28 protein-coding genes are annotated in these 24,171 nt (G+C 33.0%); 11 read left to right on the top strand and 17 right to left on the bottom strand.

All coding sequences use genetic code 11. The features are described 5' to 3' along the window. Window positions 1-41: 41 nt before the first annotated feature. From porD to ITJ86_RS16045, 6 genes are all read right to left on the bottom strand, one after another. A complete protein-coding gene (gene porD, locus ITJ86_RS16070; RefSeq protein WP_195872680.1) occupies window positions 42-929 on the bottom strand; it encodes a type IX secretion system protein PorD in 888 nt (295 codons plus the stop codon). Beyond that, on the bottom strand, window positions 922-2,133 hold the full coding sequence (gene coaBC / locus ITJ86_RS16065) for a bifunctional phosphopantothenoylcysteine decarboxylase/phosphopantothenate--cysteine ligase CoaBC (RefSeq protein WP_195872679.1): 1,212 nt from the start codon (window positions 2,131-2,133) through the stop codon (window positions 922-924). Before coaBC ends, porD begins: the two co-directional genes overlap by 8 nt. Window positions 2,134-2,147: 14 nt before the next feature. Then, on the bottom strand, window positions 2,148-2,474 hold the full coding sequence (locus tag ITJ86_RS16060; protein WP_179335555.1) for a DNA-directed RNA polymerase subunit omega: 327 nt from the start codon (window positions 2,472-2,474) through the stop codon (window positions 2,148-2,150). A gap of 10 nt (window positions 2,475-2,484) precedes the next feature. After that, window positions 2,485-3,285 carry an outer membrane protein assembly factor BamD gene (locus ITJ86_RS16055; RefSeq protein WP_195872678.1) on the bottom strand — a complete coding sequence of 267 codons (801 nt, stop codon included), beginning with the start codon at window positions 3,283-3,285 and terminating at the stop codon, window positions 2,485-2,487. 107 nt (window positions 3,286-3,392) lie between these two features. Continuing rightward, window positions 3,393-4,277, bottom strand: coding sequence for a 4-hydroxy-tetrahydrodipicolinate synthase (dapA, locus tag ITJ86_RS16050; protein ID WP_195872677.1), 885 nt, complete (start codon window positions 4,275-4,277; stop codon window positions 3,393-3,395). Beyond that, window positions 4,277-4,795 carry a DUF6913 domain-containing protein gene (locus ITJ86_RS16045; RefSeq protein WP_195872676.1) on the bottom strand — a complete coding sequence of 173 codons (519 nt, stop codon included), beginning with the start codon at window positions 4,793-4,795 and terminating at the stop codon, window positions 4,277-4,279. Before ITJ86_RS16045 ends, dapA begins: the two co-directional genes overlap by 1 nt. Before the next feature lie 71 nt (window positions 4,796-4,866). On the opposite strand from ITJ86_RS16045, the gene ITJ86_RS16040 reads away from it, so the two are divergent. Beyond that, on the top strand, window positions 4,867-5,625 hold the full coding sequence (locus ITJ86_RS16040; protein WP_195872675.1) for a 5'-nucleotidase C-terminal domain-containing protein: 759 nt from the start codon (window positions 4,867-4,869) through the stop codon (window positions 5,623-5,625). Between the two features lie 3 nt (window positions 5,626-5,628). Further along, window positions 5,629-6,543 carry a bifunctional metallophosphatase/5'-nucleotidase gene (locus ITJ86_RS16035; RefSeq protein ID WP_195872674.1) on the top strand — a complete coding sequence of 305 codons (915 nt, stop codon included), beginning with the start codon at window positions 5,629-5,631 and terminating at the stop codon, window positions 6,541-6,543. A gap of 18 nt (window positions 6,544-6,561) precedes the next feature. Here the strand turns inward: ITJ86_RS16035 and ITJ86_RS16030 are convergent, their stop codons facing one another. The 5 genes from ITJ86_RS16030 to ITJ86_RS16010 all read right to left on the bottom strand — a co-directional run bounded on the left by ITJ86_RS16030 (window position 6,562) and on the right by ITJ86_RS16010 (window position 11,582). Next, on the bottom strand, window positions 6,562-7,302 hold the full coding sequence (locus ITJ86_RS16030; protein ID WP_195872673.1) for a hypothetical protein: 741 nt from the start codon (window positions 7,300-7,302) through the stop codon (window positions 6,562-6,564). Window positions 7,303-7,406: 104 nt separating this feature from the next. Next, window positions 7,407-9,401, bottom strand: a complete 1,995-nt coding sequence (gene ligA / locus ITJ86_RS16025) for an NAD-dependent DNA ligase LigA (RefSeq protein WP_195872672.1) — start codon at window positions 9,399-9,401, stop codon at window positions 7,407-7,409. A gap of 2 nt (window positions 9,402-9,403) precedes the next feature. After that, on the bottom strand, window positions 9,404-10,075 hold the full coding sequence (locus ITJ86_RS16020) for a hypothetical protein (RefSeq protein ID WP_195872671.1): 672 nt from the start codon (window positions 10,073-10,075) through the stop codon (window positions 9,404-9,406). 124 nt (window positions 10,076-10,199) lie between these two features. Next, on the bottom strand, window positions 10,200-11,087 hold the full coding sequence (prmC, locus tag ITJ86_RS16015) for a peptide chain release factor N(5)-glutamine methyltransferase (RefSeq protein ID WP_195872670.1): 888 nt from the start codon (window positions 11,085-11,087) through the stop codon (window positions 10,200-10,202). A gap of 3 nt (window positions 11,088-11,090) precedes the next feature. Continuing rightward, complete coding sequence (locus ITJ86_RS16010; RefSeq protein WP_195872669.1) at window positions 11,091-11,582, bottom strand: GNAT family N-acetyltransferase; 492 nt, start codon at window positions 11,580-11,582, stop codon at window positions 11,091-11,093. A gap of 69 nt (window positions 11,583-11,651) precedes the next feature. On the opposite strand from ITJ86_RS16010, the gene ITJ86_RS16005 reads away from it, so the two are divergent. The 5 genes from ITJ86_RS16005 to ITJ86_RS15985 all read left to right on the top strand — a co-directional run bounded on the left by ITJ86_RS16005 (window position 11,652) and on the right by ITJ86_RS15985 (window position 15,262). Further along, the gene (locus tag ITJ86_RS16005) at window positions 11,652-12,092 is read left to right on the top strand and encodes an LEA type 2 family protein (protein WP_230080328.1); all 441 of its coding nucleotides are present in this window, start codon (window positions 11,652-11,654) and stop codon (window positions 12,090-12,092) included. Further along, window positions 12,093-13,100 carry a bifunctional diaminohydroxyphosphoribosylaminopyrimidine deaminase/5-amino-6-(5-phosphoribosylamino)uracil reductase RibD gene (gene ribD / locus ITJ86_RS16000; protein ID WP_195872667.1) on the top strand — a complete coding sequence of 336 codons (1,008 nt, stop codon included), beginning with the start codon at window positions 12,093-12,095 and terminating at the stop codon, window positions 13,098-13,100. Window positions 13,101-13,197: 97 nt separating this feature from the next. Further along, the gene (locus ITJ86_RS15995; protein WP_195872666.1) at window positions 13,198-13,809 is read left to right on the top strand and encodes an HAD-IA family hydrolase; all 612 of its coding nucleotides are present in this window, start codon (window positions 13,198-13,200) and stop codon (window positions 13,807-13,809) included. After that, window positions 13,806-14,657 (top strand): EamA/RhaT family transporter, encoded by an 852-nt coding sequence (locus ITJ86_RS15990; RefSeq protein WP_195872665.1) that lies wholly within the window; start codon window positions 13,806-13,808, stop codon window positions 14,655-14,657. Before ITJ86_RS15995 ends, ITJ86_RS15990 begins: the two co-directional genes overlap by 4 nt. After that, window positions 14,657-15,262: an IMPACT family protein gene (locus ITJ86_RS15985; protein WP_195872664.1), complete on the top strand. Its 606-nt coding sequence runs from the start codon at window positions 14,657-14,659 to the stop codon at window positions 15,260-15,262. Before ITJ86_RS15990 ends, ITJ86_RS15985 begins: the two co-directional genes overlap by 1 nt. On the opposite strand, the gene ITJ86_RS15980 is transcribed toward ITJ86_RS15985, so the two are convergent. Then, entirely contained in the window at window positions 15,257-15,664 is a 408-nt protein-coding gene (locus tag ITJ86_RS15980) for an acyl-CoA thioesterase (RefSeq protein WP_195872663.1), read from the bottom strand. The genes ITJ86_RS15985 and ITJ86_RS15980 overlap by 6 nt on opposite strands. A 200-nt stretch (window positions 15,665-15,864) precedes the next feature. On the opposite strand from ITJ86_RS15980, the gene dnaA reads away from it, so the two are divergent. From dnaA to ITJ86_RS15960, 4 genes are all read left to right on the top strand, one after another. Next, entirely contained in the window at window positions 15,865-17,292 is a 1,428-nt protein-coding gene (gene dnaA / locus ITJ86_RS15975) for a chromosomal replication initiator protein DnaA (RefSeq protein ID WP_195872662.1), read from the top strand. Window positions 17,293-17,304: 12 nt separating this feature from the next. Further along, window positions 17,305-17,760 carry a low molecular weight protein-tyrosine-phosphatase gene (locus tag ITJ86_RS15970; protein ID WP_195872661.1) on the top strand — a complete coding sequence of 152 codons (456 nt, stop codon included), beginning with the start codon at window positions 17,305-17,307 and terminating at the stop codon, window positions 17,758-17,760. A 71-nt stretch (window positions 17,761-17,831) separates the two neighbouring features. Continuing rightward, entirely contained in the window at window positions 17,832-19,253 is a 1,422-nt protein-coding gene (locus tag ITJ86_RS15965; RefSeq protein WP_317190642.1) for a PQQ-dependent sugar dehydrogenase, read from the top strand. After that, window positions 19,253-19,969: an SAM-dependent methyltransferase gene (locus tag ITJ86_RS15960; protein ID WP_195872660.1), complete on the top strand. Its 717-nt coding sequence runs from the start codon at window positions 19,253-19,255 to the stop codon at window positions 19,967-19,969. Before ITJ86_RS15965 ends, ITJ86_RS15960 begins: the two co-directional genes overlap by 1 nt. Window positions 19,970-20,119: 150 nt before the next feature. Here ITJ86_RS15960 and ITJ86_RS15955 read toward each other — a convergent pair whose 3' ends face one another. From ITJ86_RS15955 to dapF, 5 genes are all read right to left on the bottom strand, one after another. Beyond that, complete coding sequence (locus ITJ86_RS15955; protein ID WP_195872659.1) at window positions 20,120-20,776, bottom strand: peptidoglycan-binding protein LysM; 657 nt, start codon at window positions 20,774-20,776, stop codon at window positions 20,120-20,122. A 118-nt stretch (window positions 20,777-20,894) separates the two neighbouring features. Further along, window positions 20,895-21,800, bottom strand: a complete 906-nt coding sequence (locus ITJ86_RS15950; RefSeq protein WP_195872658.1) for a DUF2279 domain-containing protein — start codon at window positions 21,798-21,800, stop codon at window positions 20,895-20,897. Between the two features lie 3 nt (window positions 21,801-21,803). Further along, window positions 21,804-22,847 (bottom strand): endolytic transglycosylase MltG, encoded by a 1,044-nt coding sequence (gene mltG / locus ITJ86_RS15945; RefSeq protein WP_195872657.1) that lies wholly within the window; start codon window positions 22,845-22,847, stop codon window positions 21,804-21,806. A gap of 2 nt (window positions 22,848-22,849) precedes the next feature. Next, on the bottom strand, window positions 22,850-23,374 hold the full coding sequence (locus ITJ86_RS15940; protein ID WP_195872656.1) for a GNAT family N-acetyltransferase: 525 nt from the start codon (window positions 23,372-23,374) through the stop codon (window positions 22,850-22,852). Then, on the bottom strand, window positions 23,368-24,141 hold the full coding sequence (gene dapF, locus ITJ86_RS15935) for a diaminopimelate epimerase (protein ID WP_195872655.1): 774 nt from the start codon (window positions 24,139-24,141) through the stop codon (window positions 23,368-23,370). The genes ITJ86_RS15940 and dapF overlap by 7 nt, the downstream gene beginning before the upstream one ends. Window positions 24,142-24,171 lie beyond the last annotated feature (30 nt).

The following is a 24,171-nucleotide window of genomic DNA, read 5'->3' as shown; positions in this document are numbered from 1 at the left end:
TGTAGCATTATTCTTTTAAAAACCAGACAACTGAAAAAAGTCTAATACGTAATAGTCCTCCACTTTTGAGAGTGCATTGGAGCCACTCTGTTTAATATATCTACAGCGTTGGTAATATTAATCTTTGGTCCACCAGAAAGAATATCTAATATTTCATCGGCTTTGGCATCAAAAAACACACGCATTAAAAAAGAGTTTGGTCTAGCTCTGTGCACATTTTGCAAATCATCTAATACAGAAATTATTTGCGCCTTTCCGTTTTTTGTATCTGTATTCATAATATCTAAGGCATCTATGTGATATTTGTACAACGCTAACCTCATGTCTTTAAATGTTGGCGACATTAAATTATCAATTAAAGCAAAGCGCGATTGTAATCCATCTTCTAATTTCCAACCTTGACCATTAAGATGTTGAGAATAGCTAGCGATTGTTTGTGCTTGTTTAAAATACTGATCACCTCCATTAAGCTCAAAAGTATCCGCATCCATTCCTAAAATCATATATACATGAAACGCTAACACGGAAATTAAGTTAGATTCGAACTGGCTTTCGTTAAAAACCAAATTTTGAAATTCTAAATATTCAAAATTAAAATTCCTATCGTTATAATTATACACAGGCGAACTATATGTAGAATTAAAAATAGGCCTAGAAGAAGACACTTGTAGCGATGCTGAAATCATATTATTACTATGCTGAGACACATTAATAACCATACTACAATTAATACGCTCTTGCGGACTAAACGTTTGTCTTGTCCATTCTGTATTATTTACAAACTCAGTAAGTTGTTTTTCTAATGTTCTATATACAACATCATTTTCGTTTCCTGTTTGTTGTGCTATAACATTGACTGTACAGTTTAACTCTTGTGAAAACGATACAGCGGTCAATAAAAAAGCAAGTATAAATAATAGGTTACGCATGAGTTTGTTTTAAAATAAGGTGCATTAAATCTTGAGCAACGTCTGCTTTTGATTTTAATTCATTTTCTATAATATCGTTAGAAGACGTTATAAATGTAACTTTATTTGTTGACACACCAAAACCTGCTCCTTTATCTTGTAAAGAATTTAGCACAATAAGGTCTAAATTCTTAGACTTTAATTTGCCTTTAGCATGTTCTAATTCATTATTAGTTTCTAGAGCAAAACCAACTAAGAACTGATTTTTTTTAATCGCGCCTAACGACTTTAAAATATCTTTCGTTTTTTCTAACTCAATAGTTAACGTCGTTTCTTTCTTTTTTATTTTCTGAGTCGCTACATTCTTAGGTCTATAATCTGAAACTGCAGCAGAAAGAATAGCAATATCTGAAGTATTAAAATGCTTATGAACTTCGGTATACATATCTTCTGCACTGACTACAGATTTTACTGAAATAAAATTACTAGAGACGCTTTGCTGTGTTGGACCCGTAACTAAAATGACCTCAGCTCCTAATTTTGATGCTGCTTTGGCTATTGCAAAACCCATTTTTCCGCTAGAGTGATTTCCTATAAAACGTACAGGATCTATTGCTTCATAGGTTGGGCCAGCAGTAATTAAGACGCGTTTACCTCGCAATGGTAACTGCTCTAAAACATCATTTTGAATAAAAGCAACGATGTCTTCTGGTTCTGCCATTCGACCTTCACCGACTAATCCGCTAGCGAGTTCACCTGTTCCTGCAGGAATCATTTTATTGCCAAATGACGCTAACTTTTTAAATGACGTTGTGGTAGACTCATGCTTATACATATCTAAATCCATTGCTGGTGCAAAATACACTGGACATTTTGCAGAAAGATAAGTTGCTAAAAGCATGTTATCGCAAACACCATTTGCCATTTTAGCCATTGTATTGGCAGTGGCTGGAGCAATCACAAAGATATCTGCCCAAAGGCCTAAATCGACATGGTTATTCCATACTTGGTTATCATCTTCCTCGTCAACGAAAGAGGAATATACCGGATTTTTTGATAATGTAGAAAGCGTAAGTGGAGTTATAAACTCTTTAGAAGCAGGCGTCATAACGACTTTAACGTTAGCGCCTGCTTTTATAAATAATCTGACTAAGTTAGCAGATTTATATGCGGCAATGCCAGCAGTAATGCCCAATAAAATATTCTTATCCTTTAGAATAGACATCTAAGGCGTTTTGTTTATGGCTGAGGATCCTCAGTATTTCTGTGATAAATCTTATTATCTAACCACTCTTTTACTGCTAAAGCGTGTGGTTTTGGTAATTTTTCGTAAAACTTAGACACTTCAATTTGTTCTTTGTTTTCAAAAATTTCCTCAAGACTATCGTTATAAGTAGCAAACTCTTCTAGTTTGTCTATTAACTCGCGTCTAATGTCGGTATTAATTTGTTCTGCACGTCTAGAAATAACAGAGATTGCTTCATAGATATTATCTGTTGGAGCATCGATTTCGTTTCTGTTGTAAGTTACTGTACTTACTGGTGCGTCTGTCTTTTTTAAATCCATCGTTTAATGTTTAACTTTTAGTAGTAAACGTATTTAATTGTTGTTGTAATTCTTCTTCCATTAAATTAGCTGCTTCCAAATATTCTGAATTTGGATATGCTTTCTTTAAAGCATTATAATATCCTATAGCATCATTTAATCGGTCTTCTTTTAAGTACTCTACACTTAACACAGCTAAGTTGTAAGCTGAATCAAATCTGTAATAAAAAGCATCATTTCTTAAGGTTGCTCCTGGAAACTCAAGTAAAAAATTATTGAACGCTTTTATTGATGCTTTATACTCGTATATTTTGTTGTACTGCTTAGCTATTTCGTAAGCCTTCTTCTCCAATTTAAAGTCTAACTCTTTAACGAGTTGGTTAGCCTCACCTAAATATGATGATTCTGGATACTGGTTTACAAATAATTGTAATTTTTCTATAGCTTCAATCGTTTCTTTCTGTTCTTTAGAATACACTGGAGAGTTAAAATAATAACCTTTAGCCGCTAAAAATGCTGCTTCTTCAGCTTTCTCACTTTGCGGATAAATATCTGTAAATTTATCAAAGTGAAAACTAGCTTCATAATAACTTCCTAACTTATAAGAACACATCGCATGCATAAAGGTTAACTTTTCCGCTTGCGGTTTCCCTCTGTATTTCTGAAGGATTTGATCTAACAGTCTATATGACTTGTTCCACTTTTCAGCTTCAAACAATTCATTCGCCATTTCAAATTTTGCAGCAGTATCTTCGGACTTCAACGTTTTCTGAAAGTCACTACAAGAAACCAATAAGATGCTAATTAATAATATGTAAATTCCTCTTTTCATAATTTTAAACAGAATGCAAAAGTAAGCATTATTAACGGATTTAAAAAACAATTATTATCCGCTAAAATAAAGGTTGTATCTAAGCTGAATACCTATTTATATAAAGTTTAACTTTTTTCTAAAATTTCTATTTCAGATTTGATAGCTGCTTTTAAGCCATCAGTCGCTTCTACAAGAGGCAAACGCACATGCGATTTTGATATGTTTAAGGTATCTAAAACGGCTTTAACACCTGTTGGATTGTTTTCGGAAAAAATGAGTCTTGTAATAGGCATTAGTTTAAAATGAATATCGTAAGCCTCTTTTGCTTTACGTGCAATTCCAAGTCTAATCATTTCTGAAAACGCTTTAGGTAAAGCTTGTCCTAATACAGAGATAACACCAGAGCCTCCAGCTAATAAAACACCTAAAACTAAATCGTCATCTCCAGATAGTACTAAAAAATCTTTTGGCTTAGAACGCAATAATTCTAAATACTGATGCACATTGTTTCCGGCTTCTTTAACCGCAACAATGTTTGCAAAGTCTCTAGCTAATCGCAATGTCGTCTCTGGAGTCATATTTGTAGCTGTTCTTCCTGGGACATTGTATAAGATAATAGGTTTTGGAGACACTTCAGAAACAGCTTTAAAGTGCTGATAAATACCTTCTTGTGTCGGCTTACTATAATAAGGACATACCGACAATATACCGTCGATGGCAGAGAGATCAGTTGCTTTAATTTCAGCTACAACATTTGTAGTGTTATTACCTCCTATTCCTAAAACTAAAGGAATTCTACCATTATTTATTTTAACTATAAAGTTTATTAACTGCTTCTTCTCTTCTGGTGTAACTGTTGCGCTTTCACCAGTTGTACCACTGATCACTAAGTAATCGGTGCCATTGGCAATATTATACTCCACCAAACGCTCTAAAGCATCAAAATCAATGGTTAAATCTGCGTTAAAAGGTGTAATTAATGCAACACCAGTTCCTATAAATTTGGTCATTATAATTTATTTAAAATATTTAAGTATTTTTTTAATTCTTGTTTAAAAATATTGATATCCTTTAAGCTTACATCGATTATTAAATCGTAAAAACGTTCATCAATTCTAGATATTCCAACTTTAAATTTTGCTTTAGAAGCTGCAGCCATCATATTTAATTGTAAAACCTCGTTTTTATAAAAACAAATCAACATATCATAAGGTTCATCTATAAAAGCTTGTAAATCCTGATTTTTTATAGTGCCTTTCCACCCAAAGTCTTTTGGACTGAAATGCGTATTCCATTTATTATGTTCTAATTTATCGTCTAAGGTAAATGCTACTATTTTATGTTTTGGAGATGTTAAATTTAACTCTTTAAAATACACTCTAAACACTTCAAATTCATGAAATTCACTAGCATTTAAAAGCACTGCTACAGTTTTTATTTTATCATTATTAACGGCAGCCTGACGTGTTGCCAGTAAATTATTGACATATTTTCGATTAGATTTTTCTTTAAATGCTTTTAAAATCATTTACCTTTAGCCTTTGTGCAAATTTAATAAAAGCACTCACATTTTATTATAAACTTCTTATAAGTTATTCAATGACTATTAAACATATTTTAAAACTCTGTTTATTGTTGCTCATTTTTTCTTGTGCATCAACTCACATTTCTAAAATTGAAGGCAAACGAATAGATATCAATGACAGCTTAGCAACCAGTCAAACGATTGAAGATTTTATTTCTCCATATAGGACACATATCAATAAAAATATGGATAGTATAATTTCTTATGCTCCAAAAACCTATTCAAAAATGGATGGAGATTTAAATACAGCTATCGGTAATTTAATGGCAGATGCTGTATTTAGCGAATCAAATCCTGTATTTAATAAACGAACTCAAAAAAACATTGATTTTACACTACTCAATCATGGTGGTATTCGATCTATTATTTCAAAAGGAGATGTGACCATTAGATCTGCTTTTGGAGTGATGCCTTTTGAAAACTCTGTTGTAGTTGTGGCTATAAAAGGAACTCAGGTTAATGAAATGATGGAGTATCTCTCTAAAGCAAAACGCGCACATCCAATTTCTCATCAATTACAATTGACTTTAGATAAAAATTCTGCTGTTAGTTCAGCAAAGGTGCATGGGGAACCTATTGACGTTAATAGAACGTACTATATTGCAACCAACGACTACCTTTATAATGGTGGTGATGGAATGACGTTTTTTCGTCCCAACGAAGGAAAGTATGTTTTAAATTATAAAATTAGAGATGTATTAATTGATAATTTTAAAAAGAAGGACACCTTAAACCCTAAAATCGATCAACGTTTTATAAAATTAGAAGATTAAACTATGAAAAGAAGACATTTTATACAAAAATCTACAGCCGCAACCGTTTTAGCTAGTGTTGGCGGTCTTGGTTTGCAATCTTTTAGTCCTGCTAAAACGAAAAAAATCACCATTCTTCATACAAATGATGTGCATAGCCATATTGATCCCTTTGGACCAGAAGACGGAAGAAACGCCAACAAAGGTGGTGTTGCTAGACGCGCCTCTTTAATTGAATCTATTAGACAAGAAAACCCAAACACCTTATTATTAGACGCCGGAGATATCTTTCAAGGCACACCATATTTTAATTATTATGGAGGTGAATTAGAATTTAAGCTAATGAGTATGCTAAAGTATGATGTAGCTACTATTGGTAATCACGATTTTGATAATGGTATTGATGGATTATATGCACAGATTCCGCATGCAAAGTTTGAGTTTGTTTCCGCTAACTATGATTTTTCTAATACAGTTATGGATACACATGTAAACCCTTACAAAATCATTGTTAGGGACGGCATTAAAATCGGCATTTTTGGATTGGGAATTCAATTAGACGGTTTAGTTAACAAGGACATGTATAAGGAAACTGTATACCATGATCCTATTGAGATTGCACAAGACATGTCTCGTATTCTAAAAGAGGAACAGTCTTGCGATTTGGTCATCTGTTTATCTCATATTGGGTATTATTACAAAAATAATCCTGATAAAGTGAGTGATATTAACGTAGCGAGAGCGACTAAGGATATTGATTTAATTATTGGAGGACATACACATACATTTTTACCAAAACCTACTATTGAAAAAAATAGTATTGGTAAAAACGTATTAGTAAACCAAGTTGGATGCTTTGGTTTATATCTTGGTAAAGTTGATTTTTATTTTGAATCTGGAAAAGGTGTAAGCGCCGAAGGAGCTTCTATTATAGTTTAAAAGTCTCTCGATTTAGAATTATGCATCTAAAGGGTCATCTGTATAAGTAGGAGTTGGCTCGCTTACTTTGTGTTGGGACTGTAAGTAGTAAAAGATAAATGCAACAACTAAAAAGGAAGAATAAATATAACCTAAATTGGCATCATCATATAAAATATAGTAATACGCTAACTGAATAATCTCCGAGAACGCTATAAATATAGATCCTAATAAAAATAACATAGATTTATAATTATTTCGATACATATAGTTAATAAGTGCAACAGATAATAATATCATTACAACAGCATTATAAGTAAACTCTAAGGCATATTCATAAAAAGTAAACGCACCTTCCGTAGTACTAGATATTAATGTCACACAAAAGATATCTAAAACAATTAGTATTATTATAGGAACAGTTAATTGAGATAAAACTGTTTTTAATTTTAAGTAAATACACATTTTTATAATTAGTAGAGCATAAGAAACAATACTAAATGTATTTGCTATATAATATAAGTAATCTATTTGTCCTTCTGGAAGTTCTTCACGGTACCAACCCAATAAACCTAATATTTGGGCAGTGGTAAAAACTACTAAAAACAATGAGAATAATTTAGATTTGTGTTTAGTCCAACCCAAATAAAGCCATGTAAGTAAAACAAAAGCCGTAGCACTTACAATATCACCTTCTTGTTCTAAAGCAAACCCTTGAAGTATAATGTAACTTGCTCCTAAAAGCAATAATACGACCTTTAAAATTTTATTTACTAACATTAATTTATCCCTTAATTAACATCAGCAAATATAAACAATTATTTTACATTTCAACGCACATTTAATGCATTTCATCGAATTAACAATGCGTTTATTGTAGGAATTTACTTCATTTTTTCTAAAAACGCTACTTCTGTTAGGATTTCAATATTCAAATTTTCTGCTTTTGTTCGTTTACTTGGCCCCATTTTATCACCTGCCACAACATAAGATGTTTTAGACGAGATAGATGACGATACTTTCCCTCCATTATCTTCTATAAGTTTCTTAAGTTCGTTCCTAGATATGTTTTCAAAAACCCCTGAAACAACAATAGATTGCCCTTTTAGTTTTTCAGTTTGATTGGCTAATTTTTCTGCTGAGATTTCTAACTGAACTCCAAACTGCTTTAAACGTTCTATAGTTTGCTTATTTTCTTCTGAAGAGAAAAAATCAACCACACTTTCTGCAATACGCTCTCCTATTTCGTCTACGGTTACCAAATCTAAAAGTGAAGCATACATTAGGGCATCAATAGATTTATAATGCTTTGCCAGTTTTTTAGCTACAGTTTCTCCGACATAACGTATACCCAAACCAAATAAAACACGTTCAAAAGGAACTTGTTTAGACAACTCAATACCATTTATCATATTCTCCGCACTTTTTGCAGCCATACGTTCTAACGGAATTACTTGCTCAACGGTTAATTCATATAAATCTGAATAATTATTAATTAAACCTTCCTTAACTAATAACGCAACAGTTTCACCACCCAAACCATCAATATCCATAGCTTTTCGCGATATATAATGTTGAATTCTACCAACCACTTGAGGTGGACACGCTGAATCATTTGGACAGTAGTGCTTTGCTTCACCCTCTAACCTTACCAGTTCGGTGTTACATTCTGGACACAGTGTAATATATTGTGTAGGCTGGGAGTTTTCTGGACGCTTCGTTAAATCAACCGCAATAATCTTAGGTATAATCTCTCCCCCTTTTTCTACAAACACCTCATCTCCTTCTCTAATATCTAACTTTTCAATTTGATCTGCGTTATGTAACGAGGCTCGTTTTACAATAGTTCCTGCCAATTGCACAGGTTCTAAATTGGCAACTGGTGTAATGGCACCTGTTCTTCCAACCTGATATGTAATTTTGTTTAACCGTGTAGAAACTTGCTCGGCTTTAAACTTATAAGCCATAGCCCAACGCGGTGCTTTTGAGGTAAACCCTAATTCGTCTTGTTGGTATAGATTATTCACCTTAACCACTACTCCATCAATTTCGTACGGCAAATTGTGTCTGTGCTCGTCCCAATAATTAATATAGTCTAAAACCTCATCAATAGAATGTACCAGTTTTGCTTCTTGTGGCACTTTAAATCCCCAGGCTCTGGCTTTTTCTAAGCCTTCAAACTGAGATGAAATATTAAGATTGTCCCCTACGATACTATATAATAAACATTCCAATGGTCGTTTAGCAACCTCAGAGCTGTTTTGTAATTTTAAACTTCCTGAAGCTGTATTTCTTGGGTTTTTATAAGGTTCCTCTTCATTTGCAATGCGTTCTTCATTCATTTTTAAGAAACCTTCTATTGGTAAGACTATTTCGCCTCTAATGTCAAAACGGTCTGGAAAATCTCCTTTTAATTGCAGTGGAACTGTTTTAATGGTTTTAATATTCGCTGTTACTTCGTCGCCTTGCACACCATCTCCTCGTGTTACTGCTCGTAACAATTTACCATTTTCATAGGTTAAACTTATGGAAGCACCATCGTATTTTAACTCACAGGTATAACTTACATCACCATCAACCATTTTTTTAACTCGGGTTTCCCAATCCTGTAAGTCTTCTTTTGAATACGAATTATCCAAAGAATACATTCTTAAGTCGTGAACCGTTGTTTTAAAATTCTTTGTGATTGCTCCTCCAACGCGTTGCGTTGGCGAATTGGCATCGAAAAACTCTGGGTGCGCTTCTTCTAAAGCTTGAAGTTCTTTTAATTTTATATCAAAATCGTAATCACTAATTGTTGCGTCATCTAAAATGTAATAATTGTAGTTGTGCTGACGTAGTTCTTCTCTGAGGGCTTCTATTTTTTGTTTTATGTTCATTTTTAAGGGATGTAAATAATACGTTTTATATTTAATACTTCATCAATAAAGAAAGTAACTCTGTATCCTAAATAACCATCACTATTACTCATAACAATGATAATTTCTTTATCATAATAATAGGCTTCTATTAAATCTAAATTAGGCTCATACAAATCTTCATAGTAACGTTTGTCGATTTCAACATATTTGTTACTTAAGTGTAAATTTATTTTGGAAATATAGGTACTCGGAACACCTTCTACTCCAATAACATCGTGGTTATCAATTTGAATAATATTTAAACTATCAGTATCGTATTTGAGTTTTGCTTTAGATGTATCAAACTGAGATTTATGAATTACAACTTCAATATTTTTAGTATACAGACTAATAGAGTCCGAATTAATTCTTTTCGTAAATGGATCATAATCGAAAATGTAATTTAAATGCGTATCACTTTCTAAAAAATCTAAACCAACAATAGTGTCTTTTACTATTTCTGCATTAGAAAGTTTTATATGATAGTATCTTTCTTCTAATTTTTGAAGTTTCAACTTGACTAACTCGTCTTCTCTATCAATAGTAGGAAGTGTATCTATTTCAATTTTATCTTTAACAGTAAGAACAGATTCTTTTTCTTCTTTACAAGAAAAGCAAACCGCAATTATAAATAACAATGCTAAAGTTCTCATTCTATTTCTTTTTTAATTCAAATCCTTCATCAATCAGACAATTCAAAATCCACTATAATCAATAACGATTTTATTTTAAGAGGAAGTATAATCTAAACTCTTCGATTATTAAATCCCTAAGATTTTAAAAAACTTCGAGGACTTTACATCCTTTCAACATTCTATCGTTTCCGTTCAAATCCTTTAATAATTCAACCTTTTTAAATTGAGCATCAACTAATAGTTGTTTTGTTTCTTCACCGAGATATTGGTTAATTTCAAAATAAAGCTGTCCGTTTGGTTTTAATTTTTCAATAGCAAAATTGGTAATCGCTTTATAAAACAACAACGGATTATCATCCTCTACAAATAAGGCCAAATGCGGCTCATTTTCTAAGACATTGGGCAAAATCTCTCGTTTTTCTAATTCGCGTATGTAAGGTGGATTAGAAACGATGATATCAAAAGTGGATTCCGCATCAAGTGCGGAATGACAAGTCTCATCTAAAATACTAGCTTCAATAAAATTGATTTTAACGTTATTTAGGTCTGCGTTTTGTTTCGCTATTTTTAAAGCGTCTTTGCTAACATCTAAAGCATAAATCTTAGCGTTTGGAACATTTTTAGCCAGAGAAATCGCAATACAACCAGATCCTGTTCCGATATCTAAAATGGTAATTGGTTTGGTTTTTGGATCTTGATTTTTGACATTTTGAAGAATGAGAGCTACGAGTTCTTCAGTTTCTGGTCGTGGAATCAATACATTTTCATTCACTTTAAAGGGTAATCCAAAAAATTCGGTTTCGCCTAGTAAATACTGAATGGGTTTTTGTTGTTTTAGGTGTTCTAAAGCTTTAAAAAAGGTATCCGTTTCAGGCTTTGTAATGGCTAACTCTGGTTCTAAGGTCAACTGAATTCTTGGCACATTCAAATAATGTTCTGTGCACAAATAGAAAAAACTATCTACTTCGTGTTTACCGTAAATAGCATCTAATTCGATATGAAATATATTCTGAAGCTCTTTTAAAACCATGACTTACAAATCTTTTAGCATCCAAACAGTGCATGAATAATGTCCTGTGTTTCCCATTGGCTTCTCTAAACTTTTAAAGCCTACTTTTCTATAAAGTTTACGAGCATCAGTCATATAAGGTAATGTTTCTAAATAACACTGTTTAAATCCAGCTTGCTTAGCAAACTCCAGGCATGTTTTCATCATTTCAGCTCCCAAACCTTTTCCTCGAGCTTCTGACATAAAATACATTTTTTGAAGTTCGCAAACTTTGCCTTCATGGTTATCTAATGGTGAAATTCCTGCGCCTCCAATGATATCATCACCGTTTTCAACTACAAAATATGCTTTTTTCTTATCGCTATAGGTTTCCGTCATGCAATCGAGTGCTGCGTCTTCATAGGCTGTACCAACTTTTGGCGCACCCATTTCTATTAAAACCTCCCGTATGGCTTTCGCTATTTTAGGGTTGTCTTTAACTTCAATTTCTCGAATAACAATAGTATCTTTACGCACTTAATTATCTTTTTTTTTAGCAAAACCAAAAATACGTATAAAAACAATTTTATGTTTAAAAGACTCTTAATGTTTTCCCTAACTTTTACACTACTTTTCAACTGTTCTTTTACCAAAAAGCCAGAGTTTGTAAGATTAGAGAATTTTAAAGTTATAGACTCTAATTCAAAACACGTAACCATAAAAACAGAAGCGTTATTTTTAAATAAAAATGATGTTGGTGGCACTTTAAAAACAGACGATCTTAAGGTGTTTATTAATGATTTAGAGTTAGCTTCTGTAGTATCAGATGAGTTTGACGTTCCTAAACGAGAGAGATTCACTATTCCACTAACCGTTAAAGTTGCAACTGAGAGCCTTGTAAATGACAAGAATCTTGGAAGTCTTTTAGGAAGTTTAATTTCGCAAAGCCTAAAAGTGCATATCAAAGGCGATATAAAATATAAGATTATGGGATATTCCTCAACATATTCTGTAGATGAAATTCAAGATGTAAAAATTAAGTTCTAATTGAACACTCACGAAATCTACATATCACGCTGTTTGCAAATTGCCAAAAACGGATTGGGAACTACAAGACCAAATCCTATGGTTGGTGCTGTAATCGTTTATAACGATAGTATTATTGGTGAAGGGTTTACAAGCAAATATGGTGGTCACCATGCGGAAGTCAATGCCATAAATTCTGTAAAAGACAAGTCTCTTTTAACCAAAAGCACACTTTATGTAACGCTTGAGCCTTGCAGTCATTATGGAAAAACACCTCCTTGTAGCGATTTAATTGTTACACACAACATCCCAAATGTAGTTATTGGTTGTGTTGATGATAACCCGGAAGTAGCAGGAAAAGGCATTGCTAAACTAAAAGCTTCTGGCTGTAATGTCACTGTTGGAGTTCTGGAAGCAGAATGCAAAGCACATCACAAACGGTTTTTCACATTTCACAATAAAAAACGTCCTTATATTATATTAAAATGGGCAGAAACTAGTGATGGTTTTATCGCTCCTATGACTAAGAACAAAAAAGAACCCGTTTGGATTACGAATACATATTCGCGTCAATTAGTACATAAATGGCGTGCTGAAGAACAGGCTATATTGGTTGGAACCAATACAGTAATTGAAGACAATCCGAGTTTAACGGTTAGAGATTGGCCTGGCGCGCATCCGATTAGAGTCGTTTTAGATAAGCGTTCGAAGTTAGATTCTACCTATACTGTATTTAATGATGAGGCTAAAACCATTAGAGTTACAAATAAAAACATCGATTTTGAAAACCCGGTAGCAATTCAAATTATCGATTTATTATATCAACAAAACATTAATTCTATAATTATTGAAGGTGGTGCAAAAACGCTTCAAACCTTTATTAATGAAAACCTATGGGACGAAGCACGGGTTTTTATTGGTAATTCTGAATTTGAGAACGGTACAAAAGCACCAAAATTGAAAGGCCAATTAATTTCGGAACATGAGATTTTAGATGATAAACTAAAAATTCTCAAACCTATACAATAGATTTATCAGGTCTTAATAGCATATAAAGAATAGACAAACTTAATAAGTACAAAACTCACCTGTTCAATAGACAGGTACTCAATGTAACAAACGGCAAATGATTAAAACATTAATTTTCGATTTTGGTGATGTATTTATCAACTTAGATAAAAAAGGTGCCATGCAAAATGCTTTAGACATTTTTAATCTAGAGACTTTTGAAGATGATATGATAACTACTAATGAACACTATGAAGTTGGAAAAATTTCGACTGTAGAGTTTCTAGAGTTTTATAAAACTAAGTTTTCAACAATTAATGAAACCAAACTTATTGACACTTGGAACTATATTATAAAAGACTTCCCTCTGCATCGGTTAGAGTTTATTAAAAAGTTAGCAAATCAAAACGACTATAATCTCATTTTGTTGAGCAATACGAACGATATGCATATTGATTTTGTAAAAGAAACAGTCCCTTTTTTTGATGAATTTAAAAATTGTTTTGATGCCTTTTACTTATCGCAAGAAATTAACCTAAGAAAACCAAATACAGCTATTTTTGACTTTGTCCTAAAAGAAAACAACCTTACTGCTAGCGACTGTTTATTTGTTGACGATACTAAAGATAACACCGACACAGCTGATGCCATGGGTTTTTACACATGGAATATAGATGAAACCAAAGAAGATGTTGTAACACTCTTTGAAACTAAAAAATTGTTGTTTTGATTTATTTACTGATTAGTATTCTATCGTCTACAGCAATTTTTGTAGTCTTTAAACTCTTTAAAAAATATGAGATTAATATTCTTCAAGGTATTGTTGTTAATTACTTTACAGCTTCAACATTAGGGTTTTTACTTTATAAAGGATCAATTTCACCTACAGAAATCATAGCGTCTGGTTGGTTTATTCCTGCAATTGCTCTAGGGTTTCTATTCATTGCTATTTTTAATGTTTTAGGACTAACAGCACAGAAAAATGGTCTTTCAGTAGCTTCTGTGGCTAGCAAAATGAGCGTTATTATTCCCGTTATTTTTGGCATTATTGTATTTAATGAAAGTATTGGAGCTCAGAAAATAATCGGAATCATACTAGCTTTGATTGCTGTATATCTAACCGCTGTAAAACCAAAAGAAAACGTGGTGCTTACGCAATCCATTTATTTACCAATACTTTTGTTTTTAGGTTCTGGTATTATTGACACCTCAATAAATTATTTTGCACCAGATGATAAAATCGCACTATTTTCTTCAACAATCTTTACAATGGCAGCAATTATTGGTACCACACTTTTAATAGGAAAACGTATAAAGTCTAAAATAAAATTCAACTTTAAAAGCATTCCTTTAGGTATCGCTTTGGGTTTAGTAAATTATTGCTCCATTCATTTTTTGCTAATGGCATTGCGCTTAGAAAACACTGAAAGCTCAACCTTATTTACCATTAATCATATTGCGATTCTAGCCCTTTCAACATTAACTGGTCTTATACTATTTAAGGAGAAAATATTTAAGATGAATTGGGTAGGAATTATTTTAGCCTTAATTTCAATAGCCTTAGTAACTTTAGCATAATGGAAGAAGACGTATATAAAACTATAACAAACCCAGGACAAGGTGAATTATTTAAAGACAAGAATAGCAAGTTCTACGGATTCACTTTCCCTGTTACAAATGAAGACCAAATAAAACAACATCTAGACGATTTAAAAAAAGAACATTATGCCGCCAGACATTGGTGTTACGCCTACCAAATAGGTACAGAAAACATTCAATACAGAGCCAATGACGATGGAGAACCTAACAATTCTGCGGGAATGCCCATTTATGGTCAAATTCAATCTTTTGAAGTCACCAATATTTTAATCATAGTTATTAGATATTATGGAGGTGTAAAACTTGGTGTTGGTGGTTTAATAAATGCATACCGAACAGGAGCGCAATTAGCCTTAGAAGCTTCAAAAATTGTTGAAAAAACAATAAATAAAGAATTTCAACTCAAATTTGAGTATAAAAACATGAGCAAAGTGATGCGTTTATTGAAAGAAAATGACGTTGAAATCACAAATCAGATTTTAGAACTCGATTGTTTGCTAAAGATATCTGTCAGAAAAAACAACAGCTCTAAAGTATTTGATCTTTTTAGTCAATTTTACGGAGTTGACATCAAAGAATTATAACGAATAATCTTGCAGTTTATCTAAAAGATATTTTGGACAACGCGTAGGTCGGTTCCGTTCCGTATCAATAAATGCCAAAATTGTATTACCGGTAGCCAATAAAACATCAGATTCGTTTCTTAATTCATATTCAAATTCTATAGACGCAGTTGGCATTTTTTTTAATGATGTTTTTACTTTAAGCACATCATCATAACGTGCTGAATTTTTGTAATTTATAGTTAACGAAACCACAGGTAACATTATTCCATCGGCTTCCATTCCGCTGTAACTAAGACCAAATTCTCGTAACCACTCCGTTCTACCAACTTCAAAATACACAGCGTAGTTGCCATGATACACAACTCCCATCTGGTCAGTCTCTCCGTAACGAACTCTTATACTAGTTTCATTATAATTCATATATTAATGGTTTGATTTAGAAAAAATTTTGTAATTTTCAATTGTTTTAAACATGAGGAAAAAAATCTAAATAATCTATCTTATTTGATTTTTTTATTAAGAATTTTGTTCACATATTTGTCCTGTTGAAAACTACTAGAGAATTCCAATTCTCTTTTTTTTTGCTAATATAACTAACAACGAAAAATTTAACTTAACGAATGGAGATCACAGCGCAATCTGTATGGAGTAATTGTCTCGCTTTTATAAAAGATAATATACAACCACAAGCCTATAAAACCTGGTTTGAACCTATAGATGCTGTTAAACTTTCGGGTAATGCATTGAGTATTCAGGTTCCTAGTAAGTTTTTCTACGAGTGGCTAGAAGAACATTATGTGAAAATCTTAAAAGTTTCACTAACAAAAGAACTCGGTGAAGACGCTAAATTGGTGTACGTTATTAAAATGGAAAACACCTATGGCAACAAACAACCATTTACAGAAAAAATCCCAAGTGCTAACAGATCGGCTTTAAAATCGCAAGATGTTGATGTACCATTCAATAATAAAAGTCCTGAATTAAGAAATCCGTTTGTAATTCCTGGCATTAGAAATGTAAAGATAGAATCGCAACTCAACCCAAGTTATAGTTTTGAGAATTTCTTAGAAGGTGACTCTAATCGTTTGGCAAGAAACGCAGGTATTGCTGTTGCTAACAAACCTGGAGGAACATCTTTTAATCCTTTATTAATTTTTGGAGGTGTTGGTTTAGGTAAAACACATTTAGCACATGCTATTGGTGTTGATATTAAAGATAAATATCCTGAAAAAACAGTTTTATATATTTCTGCTGAAAAATTTACGCAACAATATATAGACTCTGTTAAAAAGAACAATAGAAACGATTTTATTCACTTCTATCAAATTATTGATGTTTTAATAATTGACGATGTACAGTTCTTATCTGGTAAAACGGGAACTCAAGATGTTTTCTTCCATATTTTCAATCATTTGCACCAAAACGGAAAGCAAGTTATTTTAACAAGTGACAAAGCTCCTGTAGACATGCAAGATATTGAGCAACGCTTATTATCGCGTTTTAAATGGGGACTTTCTGCAGAGTTACAAACTCCAGATTTTGAAACTAGAGTTTCAATTCTAAAGAATAAACTTTACAGAGATGGTGTTGAAATGCCAGAAGAAATTGTTGATTATGTTGCCAAACACATTAAATCAAATGTTAGAGAGCTTGAAGGTGCAATAATTTCATTAATCGCACAATCTTCGTTCAACAAAAAAGAAATCACAATTAATCTTGCCAAAGATATTGTAGAAAAGTTTGTTAAGAATACTAAGCGCGAAGTTTCTATTGATTACATTCAGAAAGTAGTTTCAGATTATTTCCAAATGGATGTGAACACACTACAGTCTAAAACACGAAAGCGTCATATTGTACAAGCGCGTCAGTTAGCTATGTTTTTCGCTAAGAAATACACTAAAGCGTCTTTAGCGAGTATTGGTTCACAAATAGGACAACGCGACCACGCTACTGTATTACATGCTTGTAAAACTGTAGATAACTTATCTTCAACAGATAAGCAATTCAGAAAGTACGTTGAAGACTTATCTAAAAAATTAGCACTTTAATTACACTTTTTTATGACTCGAATTTTAATGGTGTGTTTAGGTAATATTTGCCGTTCGCCATTAGCTCATGGCATAATGCAATCTAAACTACCAGAAGACCTTTTTTATTTGGATTCTGCTGGCACAGCGGCTTACCATATTGGCAATGCACCAGACAAACGCTCTATTGCTGTTGCTCAACAAAATGGTTTAGATATTAGTGGGCAAAGCGCGAGGCAGTTTAAAGTAACTGATTTTGATGCCTTTGATATCATCTACGCAATGGATCAATCAAACTATTCTAACATCATTAGTTTAGCTAGACATACTGATGATAAGAAAAAAGTGAAGCTATTTCTCGAAGCTAATTCTTCAGTTGAAAATAAGAATATGCCAGATCCATATTACGGCGAACAAGATGGCTTTAAATATGTTTTTAAACTCATTGATGAAACGTGTGATATTTTAGTTAAAGAACTAATTCACTAATACTTAACATTTTCAAATCTAATTAAAGGTCTTTTTTTTGTAAATTAGTAACTTAACCATTCATATAAATTGTGAGACCGACCATTACACTTTTCTTTATCGTATTTTTTTTCTTTGCGTACTCTAATGCTCAAGAGCTAGAATTAGAACTCATAGCATCTAATTTAGTAGATCCTTTAGGTATTAAACACGCAGGCGATGACCGATTGTTTATTGTTGAACAAAGCGGTGTAATAAAAATTATTGATGCTTCTGGCGAACTACAAGATACGCCTTTCTTAGATATAAATAGTCTCGTAATAGATAGCGGAAACGAAAGAGGACTGCTTGGTTTAGCGTTTCACCCAGACTATGCTGATAATGGGTACTTTTTTGTAAATTATATTAACAACTTTGGAGATACTGTTGTTTCCAGGTTTACGGTAGATGCTTCAAACTCTGATATAGCTAATCCTGATTCGGAATTATTAATACTTTCTTACGAACAACCGTATTCAAATCACAACGGAGGAGATTTAGCTTTTGGTTCTGATGGTTACCTTTATATATCCTCTGGAGACGGAGGTTCTGCTGGTGATCCTCAAAATCGCTCGCAAAACAAAATGAGCTTTTTAGGCAAAATATTAAGATTAGATATTGACACAACAACCGAAACTGAGAACTACGGCATTCCTTCTGATAATCCATTTGCTGAAGGCGCCAGTGCTTTACCTGAAATTTGGGCTTACGGACTAAGAAATCCTTGGAGATTTTCATTCGATCGTCTAAATGGTGATCAATGGATTGCTGATGTTGGCCAAAGTAATTATGAAGAAATTAATAGCGTATCTTCAGAAGATGCTTCAACAGGTATAAACTATGGTTGGAAATGCTATGAAGGTAACGATTCTTATCAATCATCTGGTTGCCCAGACCAAAGTACTTTTACCTTTCCGGTTAGCGGTTATAGCCACTTTGGTGATGGATCACCTAAATGTTCAATTACTGGTGGTTACAGGTATCGAGGCACTACTTACCCCAATTTTTATGGCTGGTACTTCTTTGCAGATCTATGTAGTCAGGAAATTGGATATTTAGTTTATGATGAAACGAATGACGTTTGGAACAAAAACTTTCAACAGTTTACAGGACAATGGTCATCATTTGGTGAAGATGTAAATGGCGACATTTATGTGTCAGATCTCGCTGGAGGTCATATTTATAAACTTACTGATACGACCTTAAGTAATCCCGATCATTTATTATCAGAAATAACCGTGTACCCAAACCCAACGAAGCATAGCTTTCAAATCAACTTTGGCACTAATGATAATCCAGATATTTTAACTGAAATTTCTGTTTATGATATACAAGGTAAACAAGTAAAAACAATTCATCGTACTGCCGAAAATATTCAAACCGTAAACACCTCAGATTTCTCTAGTGGTATTTATATTTTGAAAATCAATATTGAAAACAAAACGCAAAGTACACATAAACTAGTTATACATTAATGAGCGACACCAAAGGAAAATTATACCTCATACCTACCCGATTAGGTGATAGTCCACCTCTTGAAGTTTTACCAATTTCAATTAAAAAAATAGTTGAGAATCTTGATACATACATTGTTGAAAACGAAAAGACAGCACGTCGTTTTATAAAACGTATTTCACCTGGTAAATCACAACCGTCTTTAAAACTTCAAGTATTAAATAAATACACTACAGAAGAAGAACGAAACACGTTTTTAAATCCATGTTTAAATGGGATTTCAATGGGCTTACTCTCTGAGGCTGGTTGTCCTGCAATTGCAGATCCTGGAGCAGATATTGTAGCTTTAGCGCATCAAATGGATATAAAAGTGGTGCCACTTGTTGGACCTTCGTCTATAGTACTGGCCTTAATGGCTTCAGGAATGAATGGCCAAAGTTTTACATTTAATGGCTATTTACCAATAGATAGAAGTGAACGAAAATCAAAACTAAAGACTTTAGAACGCATATCTTTTGAACAAAATCAAGCTCAAATTTTTATTGAAACACCTTATAGAAATATGAAAATGCTTGAAGATTTAACCGCTACGTTACATCCAAATACAAGACTTTGTGTAGCCTGCGACATAACCTTACCAACAGAGTTTATTAAAACAAAAACGGCTAGTGATTGGAAACACAATAAAGAAGACTTACATAAACGGCCTGCTATATTTATTATTCAAAAGAGCTAATTAAACTGTTGTTGTAAACGTCTCAACCTTAAAGGATGATGTATCTATCCTGAAGCGCTAAAATCGAAAGTTTAACCAAATAAAAAAAATGAGATAATACACATTAAATTCAATGCGATATTATCTCATTTTTTTAGTTACTTCAATAGTTTATAACGTAACTCTAGCTTTTTTATCTGGTGTTATTGTAGACGTATCATAGCCTGAAAATCGTTTCATATAATACCTAACAGAAGATCCATAGGCATCAGACAGGTTATTAACTCCATAGCTACGTAAAAACTTCTTCACGTTTCCAGGGCCTGCTAAATGTGCAGCTGCTAAAATACCAGATTCTGTAATTTTAACACCTGAAATTAGCTTTCCTTCAAAACGCTCAATGTCTTTTCTAAGTACCCATTTGTTACGTTCAGCATTTGCAATAAACGCTTTCTCTTGTAACTCTGGATTGTATAGAAATTGATTTGGTGTATAAATACCTATTAACTTTAAGGTTTCTGCACCAAACTGATACTTTCCTAAATACCCCAAAGTATTTACCGTAAAATAATTTCCTCTAGATTCTTTAAAAGCTAATGCTTCCTTAAACCCTTCAAAAGATTTACCTAAATGTGGTGTAAACAAATTGTGTTTCACAGCATGATCTTGATTGACCATTGCTAAATCTTCAGAAATATTATAGTTGAGTTCTAATCCTTCCGTTGAATACGTCTCAGGATTAAGAGAAGAATCTGGGTACAAGGCTAATGCCATAAGTACACAAATTGAAAAAGGTATTACTATATTCTTAACGCTATCTTTAATCATAACAGCTAAATTTTTACAGTAAAATAGTTCCCCAAAACTATCTCACAAAATTCGCGTGCAAATATACAACATTTTTCCTATTCCTGAAAATCAACCGATTAAGTGTTAATTTTTTAACTTAAAAGTAGATGTGGTGCCATTTTATCCGACCATCGCCATTCAATTCTAACGTTGGAAATGGCAACTTAATAACGTTAAAAACGTCAAATAATGTTTTTAGTAGGTGAGAATTTGTTTTAATTCGGGTTAAATCAATATCTAAACTTAAGTAATATTGACGTGTTCTGTTTTGGTTTAAAAACAAAGGATCATAATCATCACCAGTGAGCATTCCATCTGCTCCATAACCGAAAGCTAGGTTTAACCAATTTGGAATCGATTCGGTTTTTAAAAAGGAATTAATATTAGCACTTAGCCAATAGGTCTGACCATTATAATCTTTTAAGAACTCTTCTGCCAAACCATTACCCAATTTATTTGGTCGCTGCTTTGCAAATTGTGTTCGGTGAAATGAATATTTTAAAACAATACGTTGTTCTTGCCATAGTAATTCTTGTCCTACATGCAGAGCAGTTCCTGCTGCGTTAGCTGCCATATCTGACCAAGAAAATCCCCATTCTTCAGAAAAGCCGTCCATAATTTCAACAGCTGTTAGAAATCCTAATCCTAAAGTCGAACCATATAATAATTGATCCTTTTTACTAACTCCTGCCCAATTTAATGTGTTAGCGCCTAACCTTCCTAATTGATACGATGAAAACACATGACCCATTTTATCCATTTGCAACCATTCACCACTATCGTTCAAGGTTTTAAAATTAGAACGTGGATAATCGGCATACCATAATTGATTGAGCCCTAATAATGTTGCCGTTGCCAATGACGCTTCAGAAATTACAACGGTATTTCTTCGCGACGTATTAAGTGTATCGCTAGGTTTTAAAAATTGGTTGAATTTAGATTGTGAAAAAAGTGAAGCACTTGTAGAAAAGAAAACTAATATATAAACAAACGCTACTTTCAAACCTTATTTATTAATCCCTTGAGAAGACAAATAACGATGATACTCTCTAGCATTATTATTATGTTGACGCAGTGTTTTTGCAAATTTATGATAACCAAGACGTTTAGCATCAGCAGCAAAATAGAGGTAACTATGAGTTTCAGGATTCAAAACAGCTTTTATTGCAGACAAATCTGGCATTGCTATAAGACCAGGAGGTAAACCTGTATTTTGATATGTATTATAAGGAGAGTTTATATCCTTATGAACATTTAATACACGTCTAATAATAGTGTTTTGATATTGCGGTAACTGGTATGCTGCAAATTTTAAAGTTGGATCTGCTTGTAAAGGCATTCCAATGCGTAATCTATTTAGATACACACCTGCAACTCGTGGTTGTTCGTCTGCTTGCTTAGATTCTTCATGTACAATTGAAGCTAAAGTAATGACCTCGTTAGGAGTTAAATTCAATTTCTGAGCTTTTGCTTTTCTGGCGTCTGTCCAAAACCGATTGTATTCTACTAACATTCTATCTCTAAACGTTTCAGCAGATGAATTCCAGAAAAACTCATAGCTATTTGGTAAGTACATGCCTAATGCTGTCGCTTTTGAAAATCCATTTTTAGCTAAAAACGATTCGTCCAACATTACTTTTTCTAAGGTTAAACTATCTGCTTCAATCTGCATACTTATTCTTCCGGCCAAGTCTTTTATACTATGTTGATTGTTAAATGCGATTTTAACAGGCAGGTTTTTACTTCTAATAGAGTTAATAATGTCATTATTACTCATCCCTTTTGAAATAGCAAAACGACCAGCCTTAATATTAGTGTTGTATTTTTTTTGTTTTGCCAAAGCATCAAAGGCCTCTATATCATCTAACAAGGGTTCTAATTGCGATCTTACTTCTGCATACCTCGCATTGGTTGGCACATAAATGAATGCGGTTTCATTCTCGAAATTGGTATTTGGAGAAAACATAGCTCCATATATATAATAAGCAATGGCGCCAAAGACTACTAAACCAATGAGAGCAACTGCCCAAAGAATCTTTTTAATGTACATAGTTAATCGTTAATTCGTTGTAAAATAAATTCGTTGGCATATTGTTCACCATCGAAACTCCAATCTTTTTTTAATCCTATTTTTTGAAAACCATTATTTTGAAACAGCTTTAAACTCGCTAAATTATGTTCAGAAATATTGGCATAGACCTGATGCAAATGCAAGGTTTTAAAACAGTAATTCACTAAAATTTCTAAAGCCTCTTTACCGTAACCTTTATTACGATTGCCTTCATCTTGAATTAGAATTCCAATTCCTGCTCGTTTATTTTTAACATCGAAATCAAACAGATCAATTAATCCAATAGTAGTATCGTTATAATCGCAAATGGCTAACCGAAGTTGTTTCGCTTCAAAAATATCTTGCTGCGCATTTTCGAGGTATTGTTTTATTAAAAATCTTGAATAAGGTGTTTGGGTATCACTTAATTCCCAAAGCGACGTATCATTTTCAATAGTAAAAACAAAATCGAGGTCTTCAGGCTCTAAAGCTCTTAAATATATATGATTTCCTTTAAGACTTACCATTCTATGTCTCCTTTAAAAACTTGTTGAGCTGGTCCTATAAGCCAAATAGTATTATAGCCTTTTGTATCCGAATGAAACGTTACTTTAAGTTCACCACCTTGTGTTTTTAAACGAATAGTTTCGTTTTGTGTTTTTTCACTGTTATGCATGGCTATTGCCACTGCTGTAACTCCCGTACCACAAGACAAAGTTTCATCCTCTACTCCACGCTCATAGGTTCTAACAGCAAAATGATTGTCGGAGATCTGTTCTACAAAATTCACATTACTACCAGCTTCATTGTAAGGTTGACCATATCTAATTCTAGAGCCATTCGATTTAACATCAAATGTATCTATATTTGTAACCAATTCTACATGATGTGGAGAACCTGTATCTAAAAATAAATGGTTTTCAAAAGATTCAATTTCTGAAACATCCTGCATTTCAAGGTGCACTAAACCGTCTTCAATCTTAGCTTTATGAAGGCCATCAATAGCTATAAATTCGGTTTCAGTTTCAATAATATTTAAAAACTGTGCAAACGCCACGATACAACGACCTCCATTACCACACATAGTACTTTCGTTGCCATCCGCATTATAATACACCATTCTAAAATCAACATTTTCAGCGTTCTCTAACAGAATAAAACCATCTGCACCTATGCCAAAACGTCGGTCGCAAATTTGCGCAATGCGTTTGGTATTATTTTTGTCTATAGTTTGTAAACGATTATCTACAATTACAAAGTCGTTACCAGTTCCTTGATATTTATAAAATGTCATAGTCTAAATTATGGCACAAATATAAGCATA

Source organism: Winogradskyella marina (assembly GCF_015645385.1).
GTDB lineage: Bacteria > Bacteroidota > Bacteroidia > Flavobacteriales > Flavobacteriaceae > Winogradskyella > Winogradskyella marina.
The sequence above is the reverse complement of the archived record's forward strand: the minus strand, read 5'-3'. Positions and strand labels throughout refer to the sequence as shown.